This window comes from Dyadobacter sp. HNCC25DJ183 (assembly GCF_056895175.1).
In genome coordinates this window covers 266,074-284,543 of the sequence record NZ_JBXHAP010000009.1, presented here as the reverse complement: position 1 = coordinate 284,543, position 18,470 = coordinate 266,074, and the positions used below count along the sequence as shown (strand labels likewise).

12 protein-coding genes are annotated in these 18,470 nt (G+C 47.4%); 6 read left to right on the top strand and 6 right to left on the bottom strand.

Annotated features, from left to right (window positions below):
* Nucleotides 1–29: 29 nt before the first annotated feature.
* Together AC1XTG_RS22920 and lpxA are read left to right on the top strand one after the other, a co-directional pair.
* Nucleotides 30–1,421: a bifunctional UDP-3-O-[3-hydroxymyristoyl] N-acetylglucosamine deacetylase/3-hydroxyacyl-ACP dehydratase gene (locus AC1XTG_RS22920; RefSeq protein ID WP_484843573.1), complete on the top strand. Its 1,392-nt coding sequence runs from the start codon at nt 30–32 to the stop codon at nt 1,419–1,421.
* Complete coding sequence (gene lpxA, locus AC1XTG_RS22915; protein ID WP_056286290.1) at nt 1,418–2,227, top strand: acyl-ACP--UDP-N-acetylglucosamine O-acyltransferase; 810 nt, start codon at nt 1,418–1,420, stop codon at nt 2,225–2,227. The genes AC1XTG_RS22920 and lpxA overlap by 4 nt, the downstream gene beginning before the upstream one ends.
* A 45-nt stretch (nt 2,228–2,272) precedes the next feature.
* On the opposite strand, the gene AC1XTG_RS22910 is transcribed toward lpxA, so the two are convergent.
* Nucleotides 2,273–3,073: an MOSC domain-containing protein gene (locus tag AC1XTG_RS22910; protein ID WP_310589201.1), complete on the bottom strand. Its 801-nt coding sequence runs from the start codon at nt 3,071–3,073 to the stop codon at nt 2,273–2,275.
* Nucleotides 3,074–3,128: 55 nt separating this feature from the next.
* Nucleotides 3,129–4,127, bottom strand: a complete 999-nt coding sequence (gene tsaD / locus AC1XTG_RS22905) for a tRNA (adenosine(37)-N6)-threonylcarbamoyltransferase complex transferase subunit TsaD (protein WP_484843572.1) — start codon at nt 4,125–4,127, stop codon at nt 3,129–3,131.
* Nucleotides 4,128–4,194: 67 nt separating this feature from the next.
* Here tsaD and AC1XTG_RS22900 point away from each other — a divergent pair, with 67 nt between their 5' ends.
* Complete coding sequence (locus AC1XTG_RS22900; RefSeq protein ID WP_484843571.1) at nt 4,195–8,799, top strand: translocation/assembly module TamB domain-containing protein; 4,605 nt, start codon at nt 4,195–4,197, stop codon at nt 8,797–8,799.
* 6 nt (nt 8,800–8,805) lie between these two features.
* On the opposite strand, the gene AC1XTG_RS22895 is transcribed toward AC1XTG_RS22900, so the two are convergent.
* Nucleotides 8,806–9,198: a hypothetical protein gene (locus AC1XTG_RS22895; protein WP_484843570.1), complete on the bottom strand. Its 393-nt coding sequence runs from the start codon at nt 9,196–9,198 to the stop codon at nt 8,806–8,808.
* Between the two features lie 153 nt (nt 9,199–9,351).
* Between AC1XTG_RS22895 and AC1XTG_RS22890 the strand changes: the two genes are divergently transcribed.
* The 3 genes from AC1XTG_RS22890 (at nt 9,352) to pafA (AC1XTG_RS22880) (ending at nt 15,636) form a co-directional block, all read left to right on the top strand.
* On the top strand, nt 9,352–12,135 hold the full coding sequence (locus tag AC1XTG_RS22890; RefSeq protein WP_484843569.1) for a M16 family metallopeptidase: 2,784 nt from the start codon (nt 9,352–9,354) through the stop codon (nt 12,133–12,135).
* Nucleotides 12,136–12,255: 120 nt separating this feature from the next.
* Nucleotides 12,256–13,926 (top strand): alkaline phosphatase PafA, encoded by a 1,671-nt coding sequence (gene pafA, locus AC1XTG_RS22885; RefSeq protein WP_484843568.1) that lies wholly within the window; start codon nt 12,256–12,258, stop codon nt 13,924–13,926.
* Between the two features lie 60 nt (nt 13,927–13,986).
* Nucleotides 13,987–15,636, top strand: a complete 1,650-nt coding sequence (gene pafA / locus AC1XTG_RS22880; RefSeq protein ID WP_484843567.1) for an alkaline phosphatase PafA — start codon at nt 13,987–13,989, stop codon at nt 15,634–15,636.
* A 73-nt stretch (nt 15,637–15,709) separates the two neighbouring features.
* Here pafA (AC1XTG_RS22880) and AC1XTG_RS22875 read toward each other — a convergent pair whose 3' ends face one another.
* The 3 genes from AC1XTG_RS22875 to AC1XTG_RS22865 form a co-directional block, all read right to left on the bottom strand.
* Entirely contained in the window at nt 15,710–16,144 is a 435-nt protein-coding gene (locus AC1XTG_RS22875; RefSeq protein WP_484843566.1) for an NfeD family protein, read from the bottom strand.
* 1 nt (nt 16,145) lies between these two features.
* Nucleotides 16,146–17,057 (bottom strand): SPFH domain-containing protein, encoded by a 912-nt coding sequence (locus AC1XTG_RS22870; protein ID WP_056286268.1) that lies wholly within the window; start codon nt 17,055–17,057, stop codon nt 16,146–16,148.
* A gap of 123 nt (nt 17,058–17,180) precedes the next feature.
* Nucleotides 17,181–18,347: an acyl-CoA dehydrogenase family protein gene (locus tag AC1XTG_RS22865; RefSeq protein WP_484843565.1), complete on the bottom strand. Its 1,167-nt coding sequence runs from the start codon at nt 18,345–18,347 to the stop codon at nt 17,181–17,183.
* Between the last annotated feature and the right edge of the window lie 123 nt (nt 18,348–18,470).

The following is an 18,470-nucleotide window of genomic DNA, read 5'->3' as shown; positions in this document are numbered from 1 at the left end:
AGCCTTTATGCAGAAAAGGATTTTATATAATGAACGAAAAACAACAAACCATTTCTAGGTCAGTATCCGTCACCGGAGTGGGTTTACATACAGGTGTAGTTGCGACGATGACCTTTGTTCCCGCGCCAGCTAACCACGGATACAAGTTCCAACGCGTTGATTTGCCAGATCAGCCCATTGTAGATGCCGATGTTGACAATGTAGTGGACCTTTCCAGAGGTACTACCATTGAGCAAAACGGAGCCCGCATTCACACAGTTGAGCACACGCTCGCTGCATTGGTAGGCTTACAAATCGACAATGTGCTTATCCAGCTTGACGGTCCCGAGCCTCCGATCATGGATGGCAGCTCCATTAAATTCGTGGATGCGATCATGGATGCAGGTATCGAGGAGCAAAACGCGTACCGCAATTACTTCGAAGTTCCTGAATACGTACACTATATCAATAAAGAAAATGATACGGAGCTGGCTGCATTGCCGCTTTCGGATTACAGGCTGACTGTAATGGTGGACTACAACTCTACCGTAATCAGCAGCCAGCATGCGTCTTTAAACGATATCACACTTTTTAAAGATGAGATAGCAAAATGCCGCACGTTTGTTTTCCTGCATGAGCTCGAAGCCCTATACCGGCAGAACCTGATCAAAGGCGGCGACCTGACTAATGCGATCGTGATCGTAGACAGGGAAGTACGCGACGGCGAGCTGGATCATTTGTCACAGCTTTTGAACAAGCCGAAAGTCAGTGTCAACAAATCAAAAGGCATTTTAAATAATGTTGACCTGCATTATCCCAACGAAATGGCCCGGCATAAGCTGCTGGACCTGATTGGAGACCTTGCACTGGTAGGCCGCCCGATTAAGGCGCAGATCCTTGCTGCGCGTCCGGGTCACGCGGCCAACGTTGCACTTGCCAAAAAGATCAAGAAACTAATCAAGTCCGGAAAAGGGGATATACCTCAATACGACCCCAATAAAGCACCGATATTTGATATCAATCAGATCGGGAACCTGCTTGCGCACCGCTATCCATTCCAGATGATCGACAAGATCATCGCATTGGACGAGAACAGCGTGGTGGGTGTTAAAAATGTGACAATCAACGAGCAGTTCTTTTTAGGACACTTCCCGGGAAATCCTGTTATGCCTGGCGTATTGCAACTTGAAGCAATGGCGCAAACCGGCGGGATCCTCGTTTTGTCAAGTGTACCTGATCCTGATAATTACTGGCCCTATCTGATAGGCATCGACGCCTGCCGCTTCCGCCGTAATGTTTTTCCCGGAGATACCGTTATTTTCAAATGCGAGTTTACATCTCCGATGAAAAGAGGTATTGTAAAAATGAGTGGCCGCGGCTATGTAGCCGGCCAATTGGTATGTGAAGCTGATATGATAGCAAGCCTGGTAAAGAAAAAATGACACCAACCACCTTAGCATACATTCATTCTGACGCGAAAATCGCTCAGAATGTTGAAATAGAACCATTTGCTATGATCCACGCCGATGTTGAAATCGGAGAAGGAACATGGATTGGTTCGCACGCCGTCATTAATTCCGGCGCAAGAATTGGTAAAAATTGTCGTATTTACCCCGGAGCGGTGATTTCTGCTACTCCGCAGGATTTGAAATACAACAATGAATATACACTCACAGTTATTGGTGACAATACAACGATCAGGGAATATGCGACGATCAGCCGCGGGACCGAAGAGCACTGGAAAACAGTAGTAGGCTCCGACTGTCTGATTATGGCTTATGCACACGTAGCGCACGACTGCCGGGTTGGAAGCAATTGCATTATTGGTAACAATGTGCAAATGGCCGGGCACGTACATGTGGGCGACTGGGCTATTGTAAGTGCATTAAGCGCTGTTCATCAGTTTGTGAAGATCGGAGCGCATTCATTTGTGTCCGGTGCTTCGCTCGTCCGCAAGGATGTTCCTCCATTTACAAAAGCAGCTCGCGAGCCGATTTCTTATGTAGGTATCAATTCAGTAGGGTTGCGCAGGAGAGGATACAGCAATGAAAAAATCGTTGAAATCCAGAATATTTACCGGTACATCTTCATGAAGGGGCTGAACAATGCCGAAGCATTACAGAAGATAGAGCTGGAATTGCCGCCTTCAAACGAGCGGGACGAGGTGATCAACTTTATCAGAAATTCGGAGCGGGGCATTATGAAAAGTCCCTTCCAGACAAACGGAGCAAGTGAGACAGAAGCTTAGAATCTGAATGATATTAGTTTAAAGGCGCCTTCAAGGCGCCTTTTTTTATTGTATAACCAACACAGAATCACCTTCCCGCACGGTACCAAGCGTTTTTGCTACCGCATTCTGGCCGAAGAGGATTTTGTTATTGACTTTCCTATAAGTGGATAGCGTTTTCAGCGGCTCAGCGCCTTTCTCTGCTGTTGCCGGATTGATGGTTGTGAGAATGCAGCGCGCGCAGGGTTTTACAATACCGAATTCGAGATCTCCGATCCGGATCGCTTTCCATTGGTCTTCTTCAAATGGAGTACTCCCGGTAATCACCATATTTGGTCTGAAACGTTGCATGGTAACAGGCGCGTCAAGTCTGGAGTTAAGATCATCCAGTGAAGCCTGCGAGATGATCAGGAATGGAAAGCCGTCAGCGAAACTTACGTTTTCATCGTTCCTGGCATATCTGGGGTCTGCTTTGCGCTCAGTTTCTTCGGGCATTTTGACAAGTTCGAGCTTTTGTCCGAACTGCTCGCTTAGCCACTGATCCGCCTCGTCGCTTACGGTAACAGCTTCTACTACATCATCCCAGATCGTCACCGTTCTTGGTTGCTGGGTGACAGGCAGATAGGGTACTGTCAATACATTTTCGGGCTCATTCCTGTTCAATATTTTCAGGCCCTGATCAGTTAACTTAACATCAATCAATGCCATTTTGGATAAAACACGTTGGGTTAAGAACTTCCCGTTTTCATCGATGATCATCCAGCGACGATCATATTCGAGTCCGCGCTCTTCGGTCCTGGCTTCCGGCAGTCTGATCCCGCCCAGGGATTTAACGGGGTATATCCAGATTTCTGACAATTGCATCATTTGATTCAGTACTTTTTCGATAGCTAATTTGCAGGTAGTGAAAGGGGACCTGGGTTCAGAAATCCATTCGCGCGAGCGGACTTACCGTTTGGTCACAAAAATCATTTTCCAGGAACTTGAAGTGCGCGGCAATGGCGATCATCGCCGCATTGTCGGTACAGTATTCAAACGCTGGAATGTAAACGTTCCAGTTCAAGGTCTGGCCCAGCTCGGTTAAAGCTTTCCGAAGTCCCGAGTTGGCAGAGACGCCGCCCGCAATCGCAATTTCCCTGATTCCAGTTTCTCTCGAAGCTTTCTTGAGTTTTTTCAACAGGATATTAACCAATGTAAACTGAATGCTGGCGCAAATATCCGGCAGGTTCTCACTGATGAATGCCGGATTCTCCCGGACCTGGTTTTGGAGGAAATACATAAAGGAAGTCTTGATCCCGCTGAATGAGAAATCAAGCCCCGGCATTTCAGGCAATGGAAAGGAATAAGCGTCAGGGTTGCCGGCAGCGGCATATTTGTCTATCAAAGGCCCACCCGGGTAGGGTAATTCGAGCAGCTTCGCAGTTTTGTCAAAAGCTTCGCCCACAGCATCGTCGCGTGTTTCTCCGATGATCTCCATCTGCAATGGTCCCGACACTTTCACGATCTGCGTGTGGCCGCCACTTACGGTAAGGCAAAGGAATGGGAATGCCGGTTTTGGATTATCGATAAAATGCGCAAGTACGTGCGCCTGCATGTGGTTGATCTCAATGAGGGGAATGCCAAGCCCGAGCGCCATGGACTTAGCGAAAGAGGTACCAACCAGCAGGGCACCCAATAAGCCCGGGCCGCGTGTAAAAGCAATGGCATCCAGGTCTTTTTTTGTTACTTTTGCATCATTCAATGCTTTATCTACCACTGGTAGGATATGTTGTTGGTGTGCACGCGAAGCTAATTCCGGTACAACACCCCCGTATTGTGTGTGAATAAGCTGCGTAGCAACAACATTGGAGCGGATTTCCCCGTTTGTAATTACGGCTGCGGAGGTTTCGTCACACGAAGATTCAATGGCAAGAATATTCATTCTATTGAGTTATTCACAAAATTAAGCATTAACAACAAGATAAGCAGTATCGCCTGCGAAGCTGTATATGTTTAAATTCCTGAAGGCGTTAGGCAATGGTTTGACCGTGGTGATTATCTTCGCGCTTCTGGCGCTGGGTATCCTTACCATCGCATTACAGCTTCCTTCGGTACAAACCTGGGCAGTACAATCCGCTGCCGACCGGGTTTCTTCAAAACTCGGCTATCCCATTACTATTGAGAAAGTTAACATCAAATGGTTTGATGTTGTATCGCTTGAAGGAGTATCTGTAAAGGATAGCAGCCAGCGTGACATGATCGACGTGGGCCGCATTGATGTAAATCTGGATTTACACAATATTATTGAAAATGCCGCGCGCGAAATCCGCCTGGATGAAGTAAATGTGTTTCAGCCCAAAGTGCAGCTGGCCATCGTGCCGGAGTCGGGTTACCTCAATATTGACGGATTTATTGAAAGAATAAACGAGCTCACTGCTCCCGCCGTACCCCGACCCGCGAATGCACCCGAAAACAACACGCCTTTTATCATTGGCAAATCGAAGGTGATAGACGGAACGTTCAGTTATGACGATCCGAGAAGCAAGCGCGACCGGCGGAAAAGGGTTTTTGACTACTCGCATTTCAAGCTTCAACATCTTTATGGCGACCTGAAAAACTTTCTCGTTCAGGGAGATACCATTTCATTTTTGGCCAAAAACCTGAAAACGGTGGATATGCAAACCGGCCTGGAAATGCATGAGCTGGATACCCGCTTTTTGTTTTGTCAAAAGAAAATGGAATTGAAAGAGCTGGATGCGAAAATTGGGCATTCGCGGCTTAAAGACGAGGTAATTTTCTTTTACAACCGCTCGGGAGAACTGGGTGATTTCAATCACAAGATCCGAATGAAAGGGCATTTGATAGGAAGTCACGTTGATTCCCGCGATCTGGGACTGTTTTCCAGTTACATCGATGCTTTGAATGAGAGCTGGGATATTTCAGGGGATTTTAACGGGAAGGTCGACGATTTCATGATTACCAACACGGATCTGCGGTTCGGGAAGAGCAGCAGGCTGGTAGGAGATCTGGGGTTCAAAGGTTTACCGAAGATTGATGGCGTTCAAATGGATATCAGGCTTTCACTTTCCAAGATAGAGCCGACGGATCTTGTGCAGTATTATCCTGAATGGGATATGCACCCGAAACTCGAGAAATTCGGATTGACGCTGCTCGACGGGCATTTCAAGGGTACATTGGAAGACTTTTCCGTAGGTGCAAATGCGTCTTCTTCCATGGGTGAAATCGCGGGCGACCTTGTTTTTCATATTGATGGTCCGAAAACGACGACTTACTCGGGCGAGGTGAAGACCAATCGTTTTGAGCTGGGGAAGTTGCTGGAAGAAGAAGAAACCTGGCAGCAGCTTGATTTTTCGGGCAAGATTTACGGTAGGGGACTTGAATTGCGGTTTGCTTCCACGGACATGAATGCAATGGTAGGCAGGGTAGGTTTCAGGAACTATGATTACCGGAACATCCGTCTCAAAGGAAATTTGCAAAACCAGTACTTCAATGGGCTTGTGAGTGCCAGGGATACGAACCTCGTTTTGAACCTGGAAGGAGAGTTTGACCTGTCCAGGGCGCAAAATTCATTCGATTTGCAGGGTGTGGTAGAAAGAGCAAACCTGGCGCAATTAGGTTTTTCCAAAGAACCGATCACGCTCCGTACCCAGCTGAATGTAAATGTGTCGGGTAATACATTTGACGAACTTACCGGCGATGCCAGATTGCTGAATACCTATTTGTTAATGACAAATCAGGAGCGTAACCTGGTCATGGATACGCTTACTTTCTCTTCCCGGCAAGAGGAACAAAACAGGATTTTAAAGCTTGAAAGCGAATTTCTGACGGCCAAAGTAGAGGGAGACTTTCTGCCTACCCAGTCGTGGAGCGACCTGAACAGGTTAATGGACGAGTACAAGCTTTACTTTTTCGAGAACCAGGCAAATCGCCAGCAATACTACGCCAGCAAGCCCGTACAATCTGTTCAGAAAAGATACCAGATAGATTACGAGCTTGAAACCAGGAATTTGTCCCGCTTTCTGGCATTCTTAAGTCCGGATATCTACGTTTCAAGAGGCGCCAGGCTGGAAGGTGTTTTTAGAATGGATAATACCGCAATCCTGACTTTAAATGCAGTTTCAGACACTTTGCGGTACGGGACTAACCAGTTTGTGAAGTCAGAGCTGGACGTAACTACATCCAAGTTCGTGAACAATGCGGAGGTACTTGCCTCCATTCTGGTCACGTCCGATAAGCAGCAGATGAGCGTGCTTGTTCCGACTGAAAAGCTTGAATTTGAAGGCACCTGGGATGAGGACCATATCGATTTTAATGGTGCATTACATCAGGTGAAAAGTACGAACCAGGCTAATCTCGCGGGAGAGATCAGGTTCTTGCCGGCAGGTCTGGATATCGGGTTTAAAGATTCAAAGCTCAATCTGCTTGACGAAGAATGGAGCGTTCCTTCGCAAAGCCTGATTTCCATTGTAGGCAGGGATATTACCTTATCAAATGTCGGGCTAGTAAGCGGCAAGCAGCGCATCTTTTTGACTGGTGTAGCTTCCGAGAATCCGGAAAAAAGCATGCTGCTCGATATCAGGAATTTTCGGTTAAACAGTCTTAATCCGGTACTGAATACCAAGCTTGCGGGAATCATGGACGGTTCTGCGCGGGTAAAAGATATTTATAACAGCGTGATCCTGGACGCGAGTTTTAACATCGAAAGTCTGGGTTATGCACAGTACGAATTCGGGAATTTGTCGGGAACCGGCGACTGGGACCAGATTACAAGCGAGTTGCAGATCGATGCACAGCTTAGCAAGAATGCGCGACGGGTTTTCAATCTTGTAGGTTCATACAGACCAAAACTGACGGACAATACCCTCGATCTCAAAGCAATTTTCAACCATATTGACTTCAAGGCACTCGAACCATTTGCCGAGGGGCTGGTATCTGATATTGGCGGCCGTGCGCAAGGTACCGTGCTGATCAAAGGTAAGGTAGACGCACCGGTGCTGTCGGGATCATTGATGGTGGAGCAGGGCAGGATGAAGTTCGATTACCTGCAATCGGTGTTTACTTTCAATGACAAGATCAATTTTACCGAAAGTGAAATCACGGTCAATAACATGGTTGTGACGGATACTGATGGCAATACGGCGGCAGTGCGGGGCGGGGTTTTTCACGACGGGTTTAAGTACTTCTCGCTCGGCTTCAATGCGGACCTGAGGAATTTCAAAATTTTAAATACCAATGTAAAAGACAACGATGTGTTTTACGGAACGGCTTATGTTACCGGGCCGGTAGCAGTTTTCGGGCCGATTGACAACCTGAATATTGAAGCGAATGTAACCAGCAACAAAGGCACCAAGATTTACATTCCTCTCGATGGTGCCACAGAAGTAGCTACCCAGGATTATATCCAGTTTGTGAGCAAAATGCCCAAACCCGACAGTACAAGCACCACTACACAAGCGGACTCCATTACCCGGAGCCAGGTTGCGGGTGGTATCAAAATGGATTTCAATTTCAATCTCACTCCTGACGCAACCTGCGAGATTATTTTCGACCGGCAAACAGGCGATATCCTGCGCGGAAACGGATCGGGGCGATTGAACCTGAACATAGATACCCAGGGCGATTTCACGATGGCGGGTACTTACGAAATTGAGCGGGGAGAGTACAACTTCACCTTGCAAAATGTGATTAACAAGAAATTCAATATCAAGCCCGGCAGCCGGATTGTATGGTCAGGAGATCCTTACGGTGCTATTCTGGACGTAAAAGCAGGCTATACCCAGCTGGTTTCACTGGCTGGCGTGCTGCCTAACACAAGTGCTTCCAGTACCAACAACAATGATGCATTGTCGCGCAGGTACCCGGTGGAGGTGACGATCGGCCTCTCGGAAAGGTTGATGTCGCCGCTGATCCGGTACGATTTGAAAATATTGGACAATCCGTCGCTCAACAGGTACCGCGGCGAGCTGGAAGCTTTTCAGAACAAGCTGAAATCTGATGAGCAGGAGCTGAGCCGGCAGGTGAGCAGTTTGCTCGTGGTTAACCAGCTACTTCCCGAGAGTAGCCTGGCGACAGTAGGAAGCCAGAATTTCCTTGGAAGCAGCATCAGCGAGCTGGTATCCAATCAGATCAGCCGCTGGGCTTCGGGTATCAATGAAAATCTGGAAGTAGGCGTGTCCGGGCTCTCACTCGACCAGAATGCATTGAATAACCTGCAACTGCGCTTTTCCTATCGTTTTCTGAATGATCGTTTCAGGGTTACCAGGGACGGGCGGTTTACGTCAGGCGCACAAAGTCAGACAGGGACTACTGCCTACGATGCAGCGAGCCTTTTGGGGGAATGGACATTGGAATACTGGCTCAACAGCCAGGGCTCAGTGCGGGTGAAGGCTTACAACCGGAATGTTCAGAATCCGCTTTCACTGAATAACACAGTGACAACTGGCGGGGTGAGCATGCAGTTTACACACAGCTTTAACCGGTTCAATGCAATGCCAAAACCTTCGGTAAAGATACCTTACGTAATCCCGGCTGATTCTACCCGCCAGGATACTACGGCGAAGAAGCTGATTTCGGAGAAGAATTCGACGCGGTGACCCCTCTTATTCTCCCCTATACCGCACAGCCAATCCGCTGAGCATATATCCTTCACTTTTTACACTTGTATAGTACTTGTACTGCACATGGATAATGGCGTCGGCCCCGATCTTCTGGGCTTTCATCACCAGCCGCGCAGTCAGCAGCTCCTTTGTTTTGGCATCGTTGCCGCGGTACATCATTCTTCTGTCCTGCGTTTGTTCTCTCGTCAATGAATCTTCACTGCTGATTTCAACCACGCCGATCTCCGTATAAGGCCGGTCGACAGTCTGATTTTCGTACAGTACCTCGATGGGATATTTGGTGTTGGTAGAAATGGGAATGCCGCTGGAACAGCTCGACAAAAAGGCTGCTGATAAAAGACTGATAATGCTAAAAGCTGCTTTAAAGGGTTTCATTCTTAATGATTTGAAATAAACATATACACACAAAGGTGGCCAAAATGTTGCAACCGGATCCTCTTACCTTTTATCAGAAAGCCGTTGTTTCATGAAATATTCTGCATTATTTTCAAGCATTGTAAATCTAATTCAATTCACTCTGATATGGTCATGAATTCTAAAAGAAAGGTGGTCGGCTTGCTGCTGTCCACGCTGCTGTCGGCTCCATTGCTGGCACAAACCCTTCCAAAAGGTGTCACGAAAGTGACCTCCGTGGAAGGTATCACAGAGTATAACCTGGAAAACGGATTGAAAGTATTGATGTTCCCCGATCCTTCCAAGCCGACCATCACCGTGAATGTTACATACCTGGTGGGCTCTCGCCACGAGGGATATGGCGAAACGGGAATGGCGCATTTGCTGGAACACCTTGTGTTTAAAGGTTCACCCAAGCATCCGAATATCCCGCAGGAGCTCACCGAACACGGCGCACGCCCGAATGGTACTACCTGGTACGACAGAACCAACTATTTCGAAACGTTTTCAGCTACCGAGGAGAACCTGAAATGGGCGCTCGATCTGGAATCTGACAGAATGGTCAATTCCTTTATTGCTAAAAAGGATCTGGACAGTGAGTTCAGCGTGGTGCGCAATGAATTTGAATCCGGGGAAAACAGCCCGTTTAATGTATTGATGGAGCGGGTGATTTCGTCGGCATACCTGTGGCATAACTACGGGAAGTCTACGATTGGAAACAGGTCTGATATCGAGAAGGTACCGATCGAGAATTTGCAGGCTTTTTACAAAAAATATTACCAGCCCGACAATGCGGTTGTAACTGTTGCGGGGAAAATCGACGAGGCGAAAACGCTGGCAATGGTCAACGAATACTTTGGCAAAATAGCAAAACCTGCACGTACCTTGCCAAAATCGCATACGGTGGAGCCAACTCAGGACGGAGAGCGTTTTGTGGAACTGAAAAGGACAGGCGATGTGCAGTTGCTGATGGCAATGTACCACATCATGCCAGGCTCGCACGCTGATTATCCTGCTATGGAAGTGCTGACCGAGCTGCTCACCACAGAGCCGAACGGGCGGCTTTATAAAAACCTGGTGGATACCAAAAAAGCTTCTTCGGAATTCGGTTTCAGCTTCCAGTTGTATGATCCGGGCTTTGTGCTGTTTGGTGCCGAAGTGTTGAAAGAGAAATCCCTCGACGAAGCGAGGCAGGCTTTTGTGGCTACCCTGGATTCAACTGCATTGCTAAAACCGTCTGCCGAAGATGTGGAGCGGGCTAAAACCACAATCCTGAAAAACTGGGATCTGGAATTTCGTAATTCTGAAAGGGTAGGGTTGAGTATCAGCGAATCCATTGCCACCGGCGACTGGCGGCTTGCATTTTTGTTCAGGGATAATATCCGTAAAGTAACTCCTGACGATGTATTCAAGGTTGCGCAGTATTATTTCAAACCTTCGAACCGCACATTAGGAACATTTACGCCGGATGCAAAACCCGTACGCGCAGAAATTCCCGAGGCGCCCAAAGTGGAAGACCTTGTGAAGAACTACAAAGGAGAAGCGGTGGTAGCCGAGGGAGAGGCATTTGATCCTTCTCCAATGAATATCGAATCGAGAACAACCAGAGTTGAAAAGCCGAATACCATTGAAACTGCATTGTTACCCAAGAAAACACGCGGTAATGTGGTAGCAGCCAGGATCACGCTCCGCTATGGCGATGAAAAAAGTCTGATGAACAAGGCTACGATTTCGGATCTGACGGGATCGATGCTTGATAAGGGGACAAAAACCAAAACGCGTCAGCAGATCAAGGACGAATTTGACAAGCTGAAAGCGCGTGTCAGCTTCTTTGGCGCGAATAACCAGGCAGGTGCGAACATTGAAACAACCAAGGAAAACCTGCCGGCTGTATTGAAGCTGGTTGCCGAAGTTTTGAAAACACCTGCATTTGACGAAAGCGAATTTGAAAAACTGAAACAGGAAGAACTTGCGGGCATTGAATCCCAGAAAAGTGAGCCGCAGGCGATCGCATTTAACCAGTACCGCCGCATTACAAGCCCTTATCCTAAAAGCGATATCCGCTACGTAGGTACATTTGATGAAGATATTGCGAATGTCAAAGCTGCTAAGATTGAAGATATCCGCCAGTTTCACAAGGATTTTTACGGAGCAGGGAATGCATCTGCAACGGTGGTGGGCGACTTTGATAAAGCTGCGGTGGAAAAGATCATCAATGCAGAATTCGGAACCTGGAAAAGCGCGAAGCCATTTACACGGATTGCTTCACCTTACCAGGCTGTAAAAGCCGAAAACAAGGCGCTTGAAACGCCGGACAAAGCAAATGCGATGTTTGTAGCAGGAATGGGAATGCCGCTGCAAGACACGGACCCTGACTATCCCGCATTGATTATGGGTAATTACATGCTCGGAGGCGGATTTTTGAACTCTCGCCTGGCAACCCGCATCCGGCAGAAAGACGGGTTGAGCTATGGTGTAGGATCGCAATTCTCTGCCAGCTCGCTTGACAAAAGCGGCACTTTCATGTCTTACGCCATTTATGCGCCTGAGAATGCGGAGAAGCTTGAAGCTGCATTTAAAGAGGAAATTGACAAGGTGTTGAAGGAAGGTTTTACAGCCGAAGAGTTGAAGGCTGCTAAGTCAGGTTACCTGCAATCGCGTCAGGTAGCACGTTCGCAGGATGCATCTCTGACCAGCACACTGACCAATAACCTTTATCTCAACCGTACCATGCAGTGGGATGCGGATTTTGAGAAAAAGATTGAGGCACTGACTCCCGAGCAGATCAAAGCTGCATTTAACAAGCACATTGATTATAACAAGCTTGTCATTATTAAAGCAGGGGATTTTGAAAAAGCTAAAAAAGGAGCTCCTAATCAAGGCGCACCAGGTAAAATGGGCGGAAGTGAGAAAAAGTAATGCAACCTGAAAGTTGAACAGAAAACCGGCAGCAAAAAGCGCCGGTTTTCTGCTTTACTAGGTGTACATGTTTAACTTTGCGACATTATCTACAAATCAGCGGTATCGAACCCACTTCTTATGAAATCAATCTACGCCATTGTTCTTGCATGTTTTCTGGCTGGAACAAGCCAATATTCCGCACAAGGTCAGACTAAGTCGAAAACAGCGCCACAACCTGCAAAACTTGCGCGGCCAAAGCTGGTAGTCGGCATCGTGGTGGATCAGATGCGCTACGATTATCTGTACCGATACTACGACAAGTACAAGGAAGGCGGATTGAAAAGGCTGATGAATGGAGGCTTCAACTGTCGCAATAACCACTACCACTATGCATTGACGGTGACTGCGGCGGGACACTCTGCGGTGTACACGGGATCAATGCCTGCTATCAATGGGATCATTGGAAATGAATGGTATGATAATGCAGCGCAAAAAGGGGTTTATTGTACCGATGATAATACAGTTGCGACTGTTGGCAGCAGTAATGTTACCGTTGGGAAAATGTCGCCGCGCAATTTGCTGGTGAGTACCGTAACTGATCAGCTTCGCATTGCTACCAACTTCCGCTCAAAGACAATAGGTGTGGCTATTAAAGACCGTGCTTCGATTTTGCCGGCCGGCCACGCCGCAAGCGGTGCATATTGGTTTGATTCAAAAACGGGCAATTTCGTGACAAGCACTTACTATATGCCCGCATTGCCGAAATGGGTTACCGACTATAACAGCTTAAAAAAGCCGGCGGAATATGCCGGAAAAGGCTGGTCAACACTTCTTCCGGTTGATCAATACAGCCAGAGCAGCAAGGATGAGGTGGTTTGGGAAGGTTTGATCACCTCCAATAATAAAACCACTTTCCCGCACGAACTTGTCGGGAATGCAGGCGATGCATTCGGTCCGGTTACTACTTCGCCCTGGGGTAATACGTTGACAAAAGAAATGGCGATCGCTGCTATTAAAGGCGAGAATTTAGGAAAAGGGGCAGATACCGATTTTCTGGCAGTGAGCTTTTCGTCGCCCGACCGCATTGGTCACATGTTCGGTCCCAACTCCGTGGAGCAGGAGGATAATTACCTGAAACTGGATATGGAGTTTGCCGAGCTCTTCAATTTTCTGGATTCCTGGACAGGCAAAGGCAATTATACCGTTTTTCTGACAGCCGATCACGGCGCAATGGACGTTCCGGCTTTTTGGCAGGAGCACAAACTACCCGCAGGTCTTTTAAGCGCAACTGCATTGACGCGCAGCATTGTTAAAGCAATGAACGATGCTTACGGAGAGGCGGACTACATCGCTGCATTCGAAAACTACCAGATCTATTTCAATAAGGCGGTTTTGAAGAAAAAGAAAGTTACGGTTGAAGATGCGTATCAGCTGCTGCGAAATACGGTTTTGTCTGCCGATGGAATAGCCGATATCATCAATCTCAGGGATATCGGAAAGGCGCCTTTGAACACTTATCAGCTTGAATTGTACAAGAACAATATCAATGCAAAACGCAGCGGGGACTTGCAGCTGATCCTCCAACCGGGCTGGTTTGCTTCCAGCTTTGGTACTGGTACTGACCACGGCACACCTTACAATTACGATACCCACGTTCCTTTCCTGCTTTATGGCTGGGGCGTGAACAAGGGTGAAACTCTAAAACGCACCACTATCGCCGATATCGCACCGACAATCGCTGCATTGCTGCACATTTTGCCACCAAGCGGAAATGTCGGGAACCCTGTTGAAGAAGCATTGAAAAAGTAGAATCAAGCGGCTGAAAGTTGAAGTTCAGTTATATAATAGTTTAATCTAAATCCTTATAGTGTGAAAAAAGTAGTTCTCTGCCTGTTGGTAGCATTGGGCGCAAATGCCCAAACTGCCAAGAAAAGTGCCGCAACAAAGCCGGCAACACTTGCCCGCCCCAAACTGGTTGTAGGTATTGTGGTCGACCAGATGCGGTACGATTACCTTTACCGGTATTACGATCAATATACAGAAGGTGGTTTCAAGCGGATGATGAATGAAGGTTTTAACTGCCGGAATAATCATTATCCTTATGCATTGACAGTTACAGCGGCTGGTCACGCTTCGGTTTACACAGGTTCTGTTCCGGCAATTAACGGGATTGTTGGAAATGAGTGGTTTGATCCCATTAAAAAACAGGAGGTATATTGTGTAGAAGACAGTACGGTGAAAACGGTGGGCAGCACTACCGGCAGTGTAGGCAAAATGTCGCCAAAAAATCTGCTTACCAGCACTGTTACAGACCAGCTCCGCATTGCTACTAACTTCCGCTCTAAAACAATAGGTGTCGCTATTAAAGACCGTGGCTCTATTTTGCCTGCCGGCCACACTGCGAATGCAGCCTACTGGTTTGATTCCAAAACGGGTAACTGGGTTACCAGCAGCTTCTACATGGAAGATCTCCCGCAATGGGTAAAGGATTATAATGCGAAGAAAATGCCTTCGGAATACTTGAAAAAAGGCTGGGAGTTGTTGTTACCTGCTGAAAGCTACACACAAAGCTCACCGGACGACGTGGCTTGGGAAGGTAAATTGCCTGGTGCGAAGAAGCCTGTTTTTCCTTATGAGCTTGCTGGCCTGGCAGGGGACGCTTTTGGTGTGGTAACAGATACCCCCTGGGGGAATACGATCACGAAAGAAATGGCGATAGAAGCAATCAAGGGAGAGAAGTTAGGTAAAGGTGCAGATACAGATTTTCTGGCAATCAGCTTTTCTTCAACAGATAAAATAGGACACAGGGTTGGGCCTAATTCCATTGAGCAGCAGGACGATTTTCTTCGTCTCGACCGTGAATTCGCTGATCTTTTCAATTTTCTTGATGGTTGGGTTGGGAAAGGCCAGTATACCGTGTTCCTCACAGCCGATCACGGCGTGGTGGATGTTCCCGGCTTTGCAGCAGAACATAAGCTGCCTTCCGGATTGGTAGATCGCAAGCTGCTTACCAAAACCGTTACCGAGGCATTAAATGAAGGATTCGGAGAAGGTAAGTATGTGATCAGCACGGACAACAACCAGCTGTACCTGGATCATGAATTGTTGAAGAAGAAGAAAATAAGCGTGTCGGATGTTTCGAAGGTTGTAAAAGAGGCGGCATTGACGGTTCCCGGCATCGCAGATGTAATTGATCTCAGCGATATTGGCAAGGCACCTTTGAACACTTATCAGGCCGAGTTGTACAAGAATAATATCAATGCAAAAAGGAGCGGCGATATTCAGGTGCTTTCGCAGCCCGGCTGGTTTTACGGAACTGCAACCGGTACCTCCCACGGAACTCCCTACAACTACGATACCCAGGTACCCTTCGTGCTTTTTGGCTGGGGGATCAATAAAGGCGAAACGGTAAGAAGAACACACGTTTCAGACATCGCCCCCACTATCGCCGCACTGCTGCGCATTCTCCCAGGAAGCGGAAATGTAGGGAATGCGGTCGAAGAGGCATTGAAGAAGTAGAATGTACTTCGGTTGTCGGCCGTCAGCTTAAGTGAATAAAGCTGATAGCTGACAGCCGACTGCCGAAGTTCCCCTAGCTTTCCTCCACAATCAGAACAATTCCTTCTGTTCTTTTAATAACCACTTTGCTGCCTGCCGGGATTGAGTTCTGATTACTGGCAAGTGCTTTCCATTCTGCTCCCCGGTAGTATATCTTTCCTTCCCCATTCAAAGGAATATCTTTAATAACCATGGCAGTCTCGCCTATGAACTCGGTGTAGCCTGTATCACCTGTCCGGTCGAGGAGCCTTCTGGCGTGTTTTCTGAGAACCAGTAGTGAAACGAGGGAAATGGCAGAGAATGCAAGAATCTGACTTTCTGTTGTGGGTAAAACGCCGAGCAGCGTGAGTAATGAAGTGGTTAATGCACCTATTGCAAAAAATACGAATACGAGTAAAATACTGACCAGTTCTGCGAGCAGCATCACCAGTCCAACAATAAGCCAAATTTGGGGCAGCGACAAATCCATACTATTTTTTCTGTTCTGATTTGACAACTGTTAAAGCTGTGGCAATGAGCGATCCCACATCAGCAAGGTTGGCGGGAATAATAAGGGTATTTCCTGCTTTGGCCAGCTTACCGAATTGTTCCACATAATTTTCAGCCACTTTCAGCTGCACTGCTTCCGATCCGCCTTCTGTCTTAATAGCCTCTGCTACGAGCCTGATACTTTCTGCAGTAGCTTCCGCTACCGATCGCAGGGCGGCAGCTTCACCTTCCGCTTCATTGATTTGCCTTAATCTCAAACCTTCTGATTCCAGTACAACCTTTTGTTTTTGTCCCTCAGCCACATTGATAGCAGCCTGCTTTTCTCCATCTGACTGCAGAATGACAGCCCGGCGCTCGCGCTCAGCCTGCATTTGTTTTTCCATTGCATTCAGTACGCTTTGAGGAGGGGTTATATTTTTGATCTCATATCGTAAAACCTTCACGCCCCAACCGGTTGCCGCTTCATCGATGGATTCAACAACAGCCCGGTTGATCGTCATTCTTTCTTCAAATGTTTTATCAAGATCCAGCTTTCCTATCTCGCTCCTCATGGTGGTTTGAGCAAGTTGGATAACTGCAAAAGTGTAGTCTGCTATACCATAAGCCGCCTTCTTCGGATCAATCACCTGAATGAAGATCACACCATCCATGCGCACCTGCACATTATCGCGTGTGATACATATCTGCTCGGGAATGTCGATCGCCGATTCTTTGAGGGTGTACTTATATGCGATCCGATCAAAAAACGGGATAATGAAGTTGATCCCAGGTTGAAGTACTGCGTAGAATTTACCTAATCGTTCCAGGATATAGGCAGTTTGTTGAGGAACTACCTTGACTGTCATCAAAACAGTCAGCACGACGAGAACCAGCAATACAATCAGTGAAGTCATAGCAACTTAGTTAAGGTTTATTGCGAAAATAGCCATAACCAGATAGGGTTGCAATGCTTCTTTGATTAACGTGGCAGAAACTTGCCTGCCGGTTTAATAAAAGGATAGGTGGTGACAGAAATATTAATCTTTCAATATTTCTTTTGAAATTACCATTTTCTGAATTTCACTTGTTCCTTCTCCAATGGTACAAAGCTTGCTATCGCGATAGAACTTCTCAACCGGGTAGTCCTTCACAAACCCGTAACCGCCGAATATCTGGACTGCTTCGTTGGCAACTCGCACGGCAGTTTCAGAAGCGTGGTATTTGGCCACAGAACTCTCCAATGTCACTTTTTTGCCTGCATCTTTCAATGCGCCTGCATGAAATGTGAGTAATGTAGAAGCCTGAATGTCGGTGTGCATATCAGCGAGCTTGAATGCAATTGCCTGGAAATCACAGATTGCCTTCCCGAATTGCCGGCGTTCCCTGGAATAGGCGAGTGCAGCTTCATAAGCACCCAATGCTGTACCCACCGAGAGAGCAGCAATGGAAATCCTTCCGCCATCCAGTATTTTCAGAGATTGTACAAATCCGTCGCCGATCTCTCCCAAACGTTGTGAGTCAGGAATGTGGCAGTCCTCAAAAATCAGCTCAACCGTTTCGGAGGAACGCATTCCAAGCTTATCTTCTTTTCTTCCGGCCGAAAACCCCGGTGTTCCCTGCTCGATGATGAATGCGGTTGCGCCGTGTTTGTCACCGGGCTCGCCTGTTCTGGTAATTACAACGGCCACATCGCCGGTCTTCCCGTTTGTGATGAAATTTTTGGAACCGTTCAATACCCAGCCGTCGCCCTTTCTCACGGCTGTCGTGCGCATATTACCAGCGTCAGAGCCGGTATTTGGCTCTGTAAGGCCCCACGCTCCGACGAATTCGCCGGTAGCAAGCTTCGGTAAGTAGGCAGATTTCTGCGATGCGTTGCCAAACATCAATATATGATTTGTACAAAGCGAATTATGCGCCGCCATGGACAATCCAACCGACGGATCTACTTTGGAGAGCGCAATAATGGCAGTCACATATTCCTGATAGCCTAATCCGGAACCTCCATATTCTTCGGGTACCAGCATACCCATTAAACCCAGTTCACCCAGGTTTTGGAACAATTCTCTCGGAAAATACTGCTGTTCATCCCAGGTCCTGATGTATGGTTTTATATGCATTGCGGCGAAATCCCGCACTGTTTCTTCTATTAAATGGCAGGTTTCGTTCCTTTCAGCCTGCGTGCTCTCCAAATTAGGTGTGTCCATGCGTGTTGTTATTAAATTTTGTATTTACCAATGATAACGAGATTTCGCCCCATTCACTAACCACTAACGAACAAATCGGCAGGGCCGCGGTGAACATTCATTTAAAAAAATTACTTTTGCAAC

What these genes read in the sequence shown, in the direction of transcription:
- AC1XTG_RS22900 (WP_484843571.1), top strand. Translation starts at nt 4,195, where the DNA reads ATGTTTAAATTCCTGAAGGCGTTAGGCAATGGTTTGACCGTGGTGATT.
- AC1XTG_RS22910 (WP_310589201.1), bottom strand. Translation starts at nt 3,073, where the DNA reads ATGATGCAATTGTCAGAAATCTGGATATACCCCGTTAAATCCCTGGGC.
- tsaD (WP_484843572.1), bottom strand. Translation starts at nt 4,127, where the DNA reads ATGAATATTCTTGCCATTGAATCTTCGTGTGACGAAACCTCCGCAGCC.
- AC1XTG_RS22865 (WP_484843565.1), bottom strand. Translation starts at nt 18,347, where the DNA reads ATGGACACACCTAATTTGGAGAGCACGCAGGCTGAAAGGAACGAAACC.
- AC1XTG_RS22920 (WP_484843573.1), top strand. Translation starts at nt 30, where the DNA reads ATGAACGAAAAACAACAAACCATTTCTAGGTCAGTATCCGTCACCGGA.
- AC1XTG_RS22870 (WP_056286268.1), bottom strand. Translation starts at nt 17,057, where the DNA reads ATGACTTCACTGATTGTATTGCTGGTTCTCGTCGTGCTGACTGTTTTG.
- pafA (WP_484843568.1), top strand. Translation starts at nt 12,256, where the DNA reads ATGAAATCAATCTACGCCATTGTTCTTGCATGTTTTCTGGCTGGAACA.
- AC1XTG_RS22890 (WP_484843569.1), top strand. Translation starts at nt 9,352, where the DNA reads ATGAATTCTAAAAGAAAGGTGGTCGGCTTGCTGCTGTCCACGCTGCTG.
- AC1XTG_RS22875 (WP_484843566.1), bottom strand. Translation starts at nt 16,144, where the DNA reads ATGGATTTGTCGCTGCCCCAAATTTGGCTTATTGTTGGACTGGTGATG.
- AC1XTG_RS22895 (WP_484843570.1), bottom strand. Translation starts at nt 9,198, where the DNA reads ATGAAACCCTTTAAAGCAGCTTTTAGCATTATCAGTCTTTTATCAGCA.
- lpxA (WP_056286290.1), top strand. Translation starts at nt 1,418, where the DNA reads ATGACACCAACCACCTTAGCATACATTCATTCTGACGCGAAAATCGCT.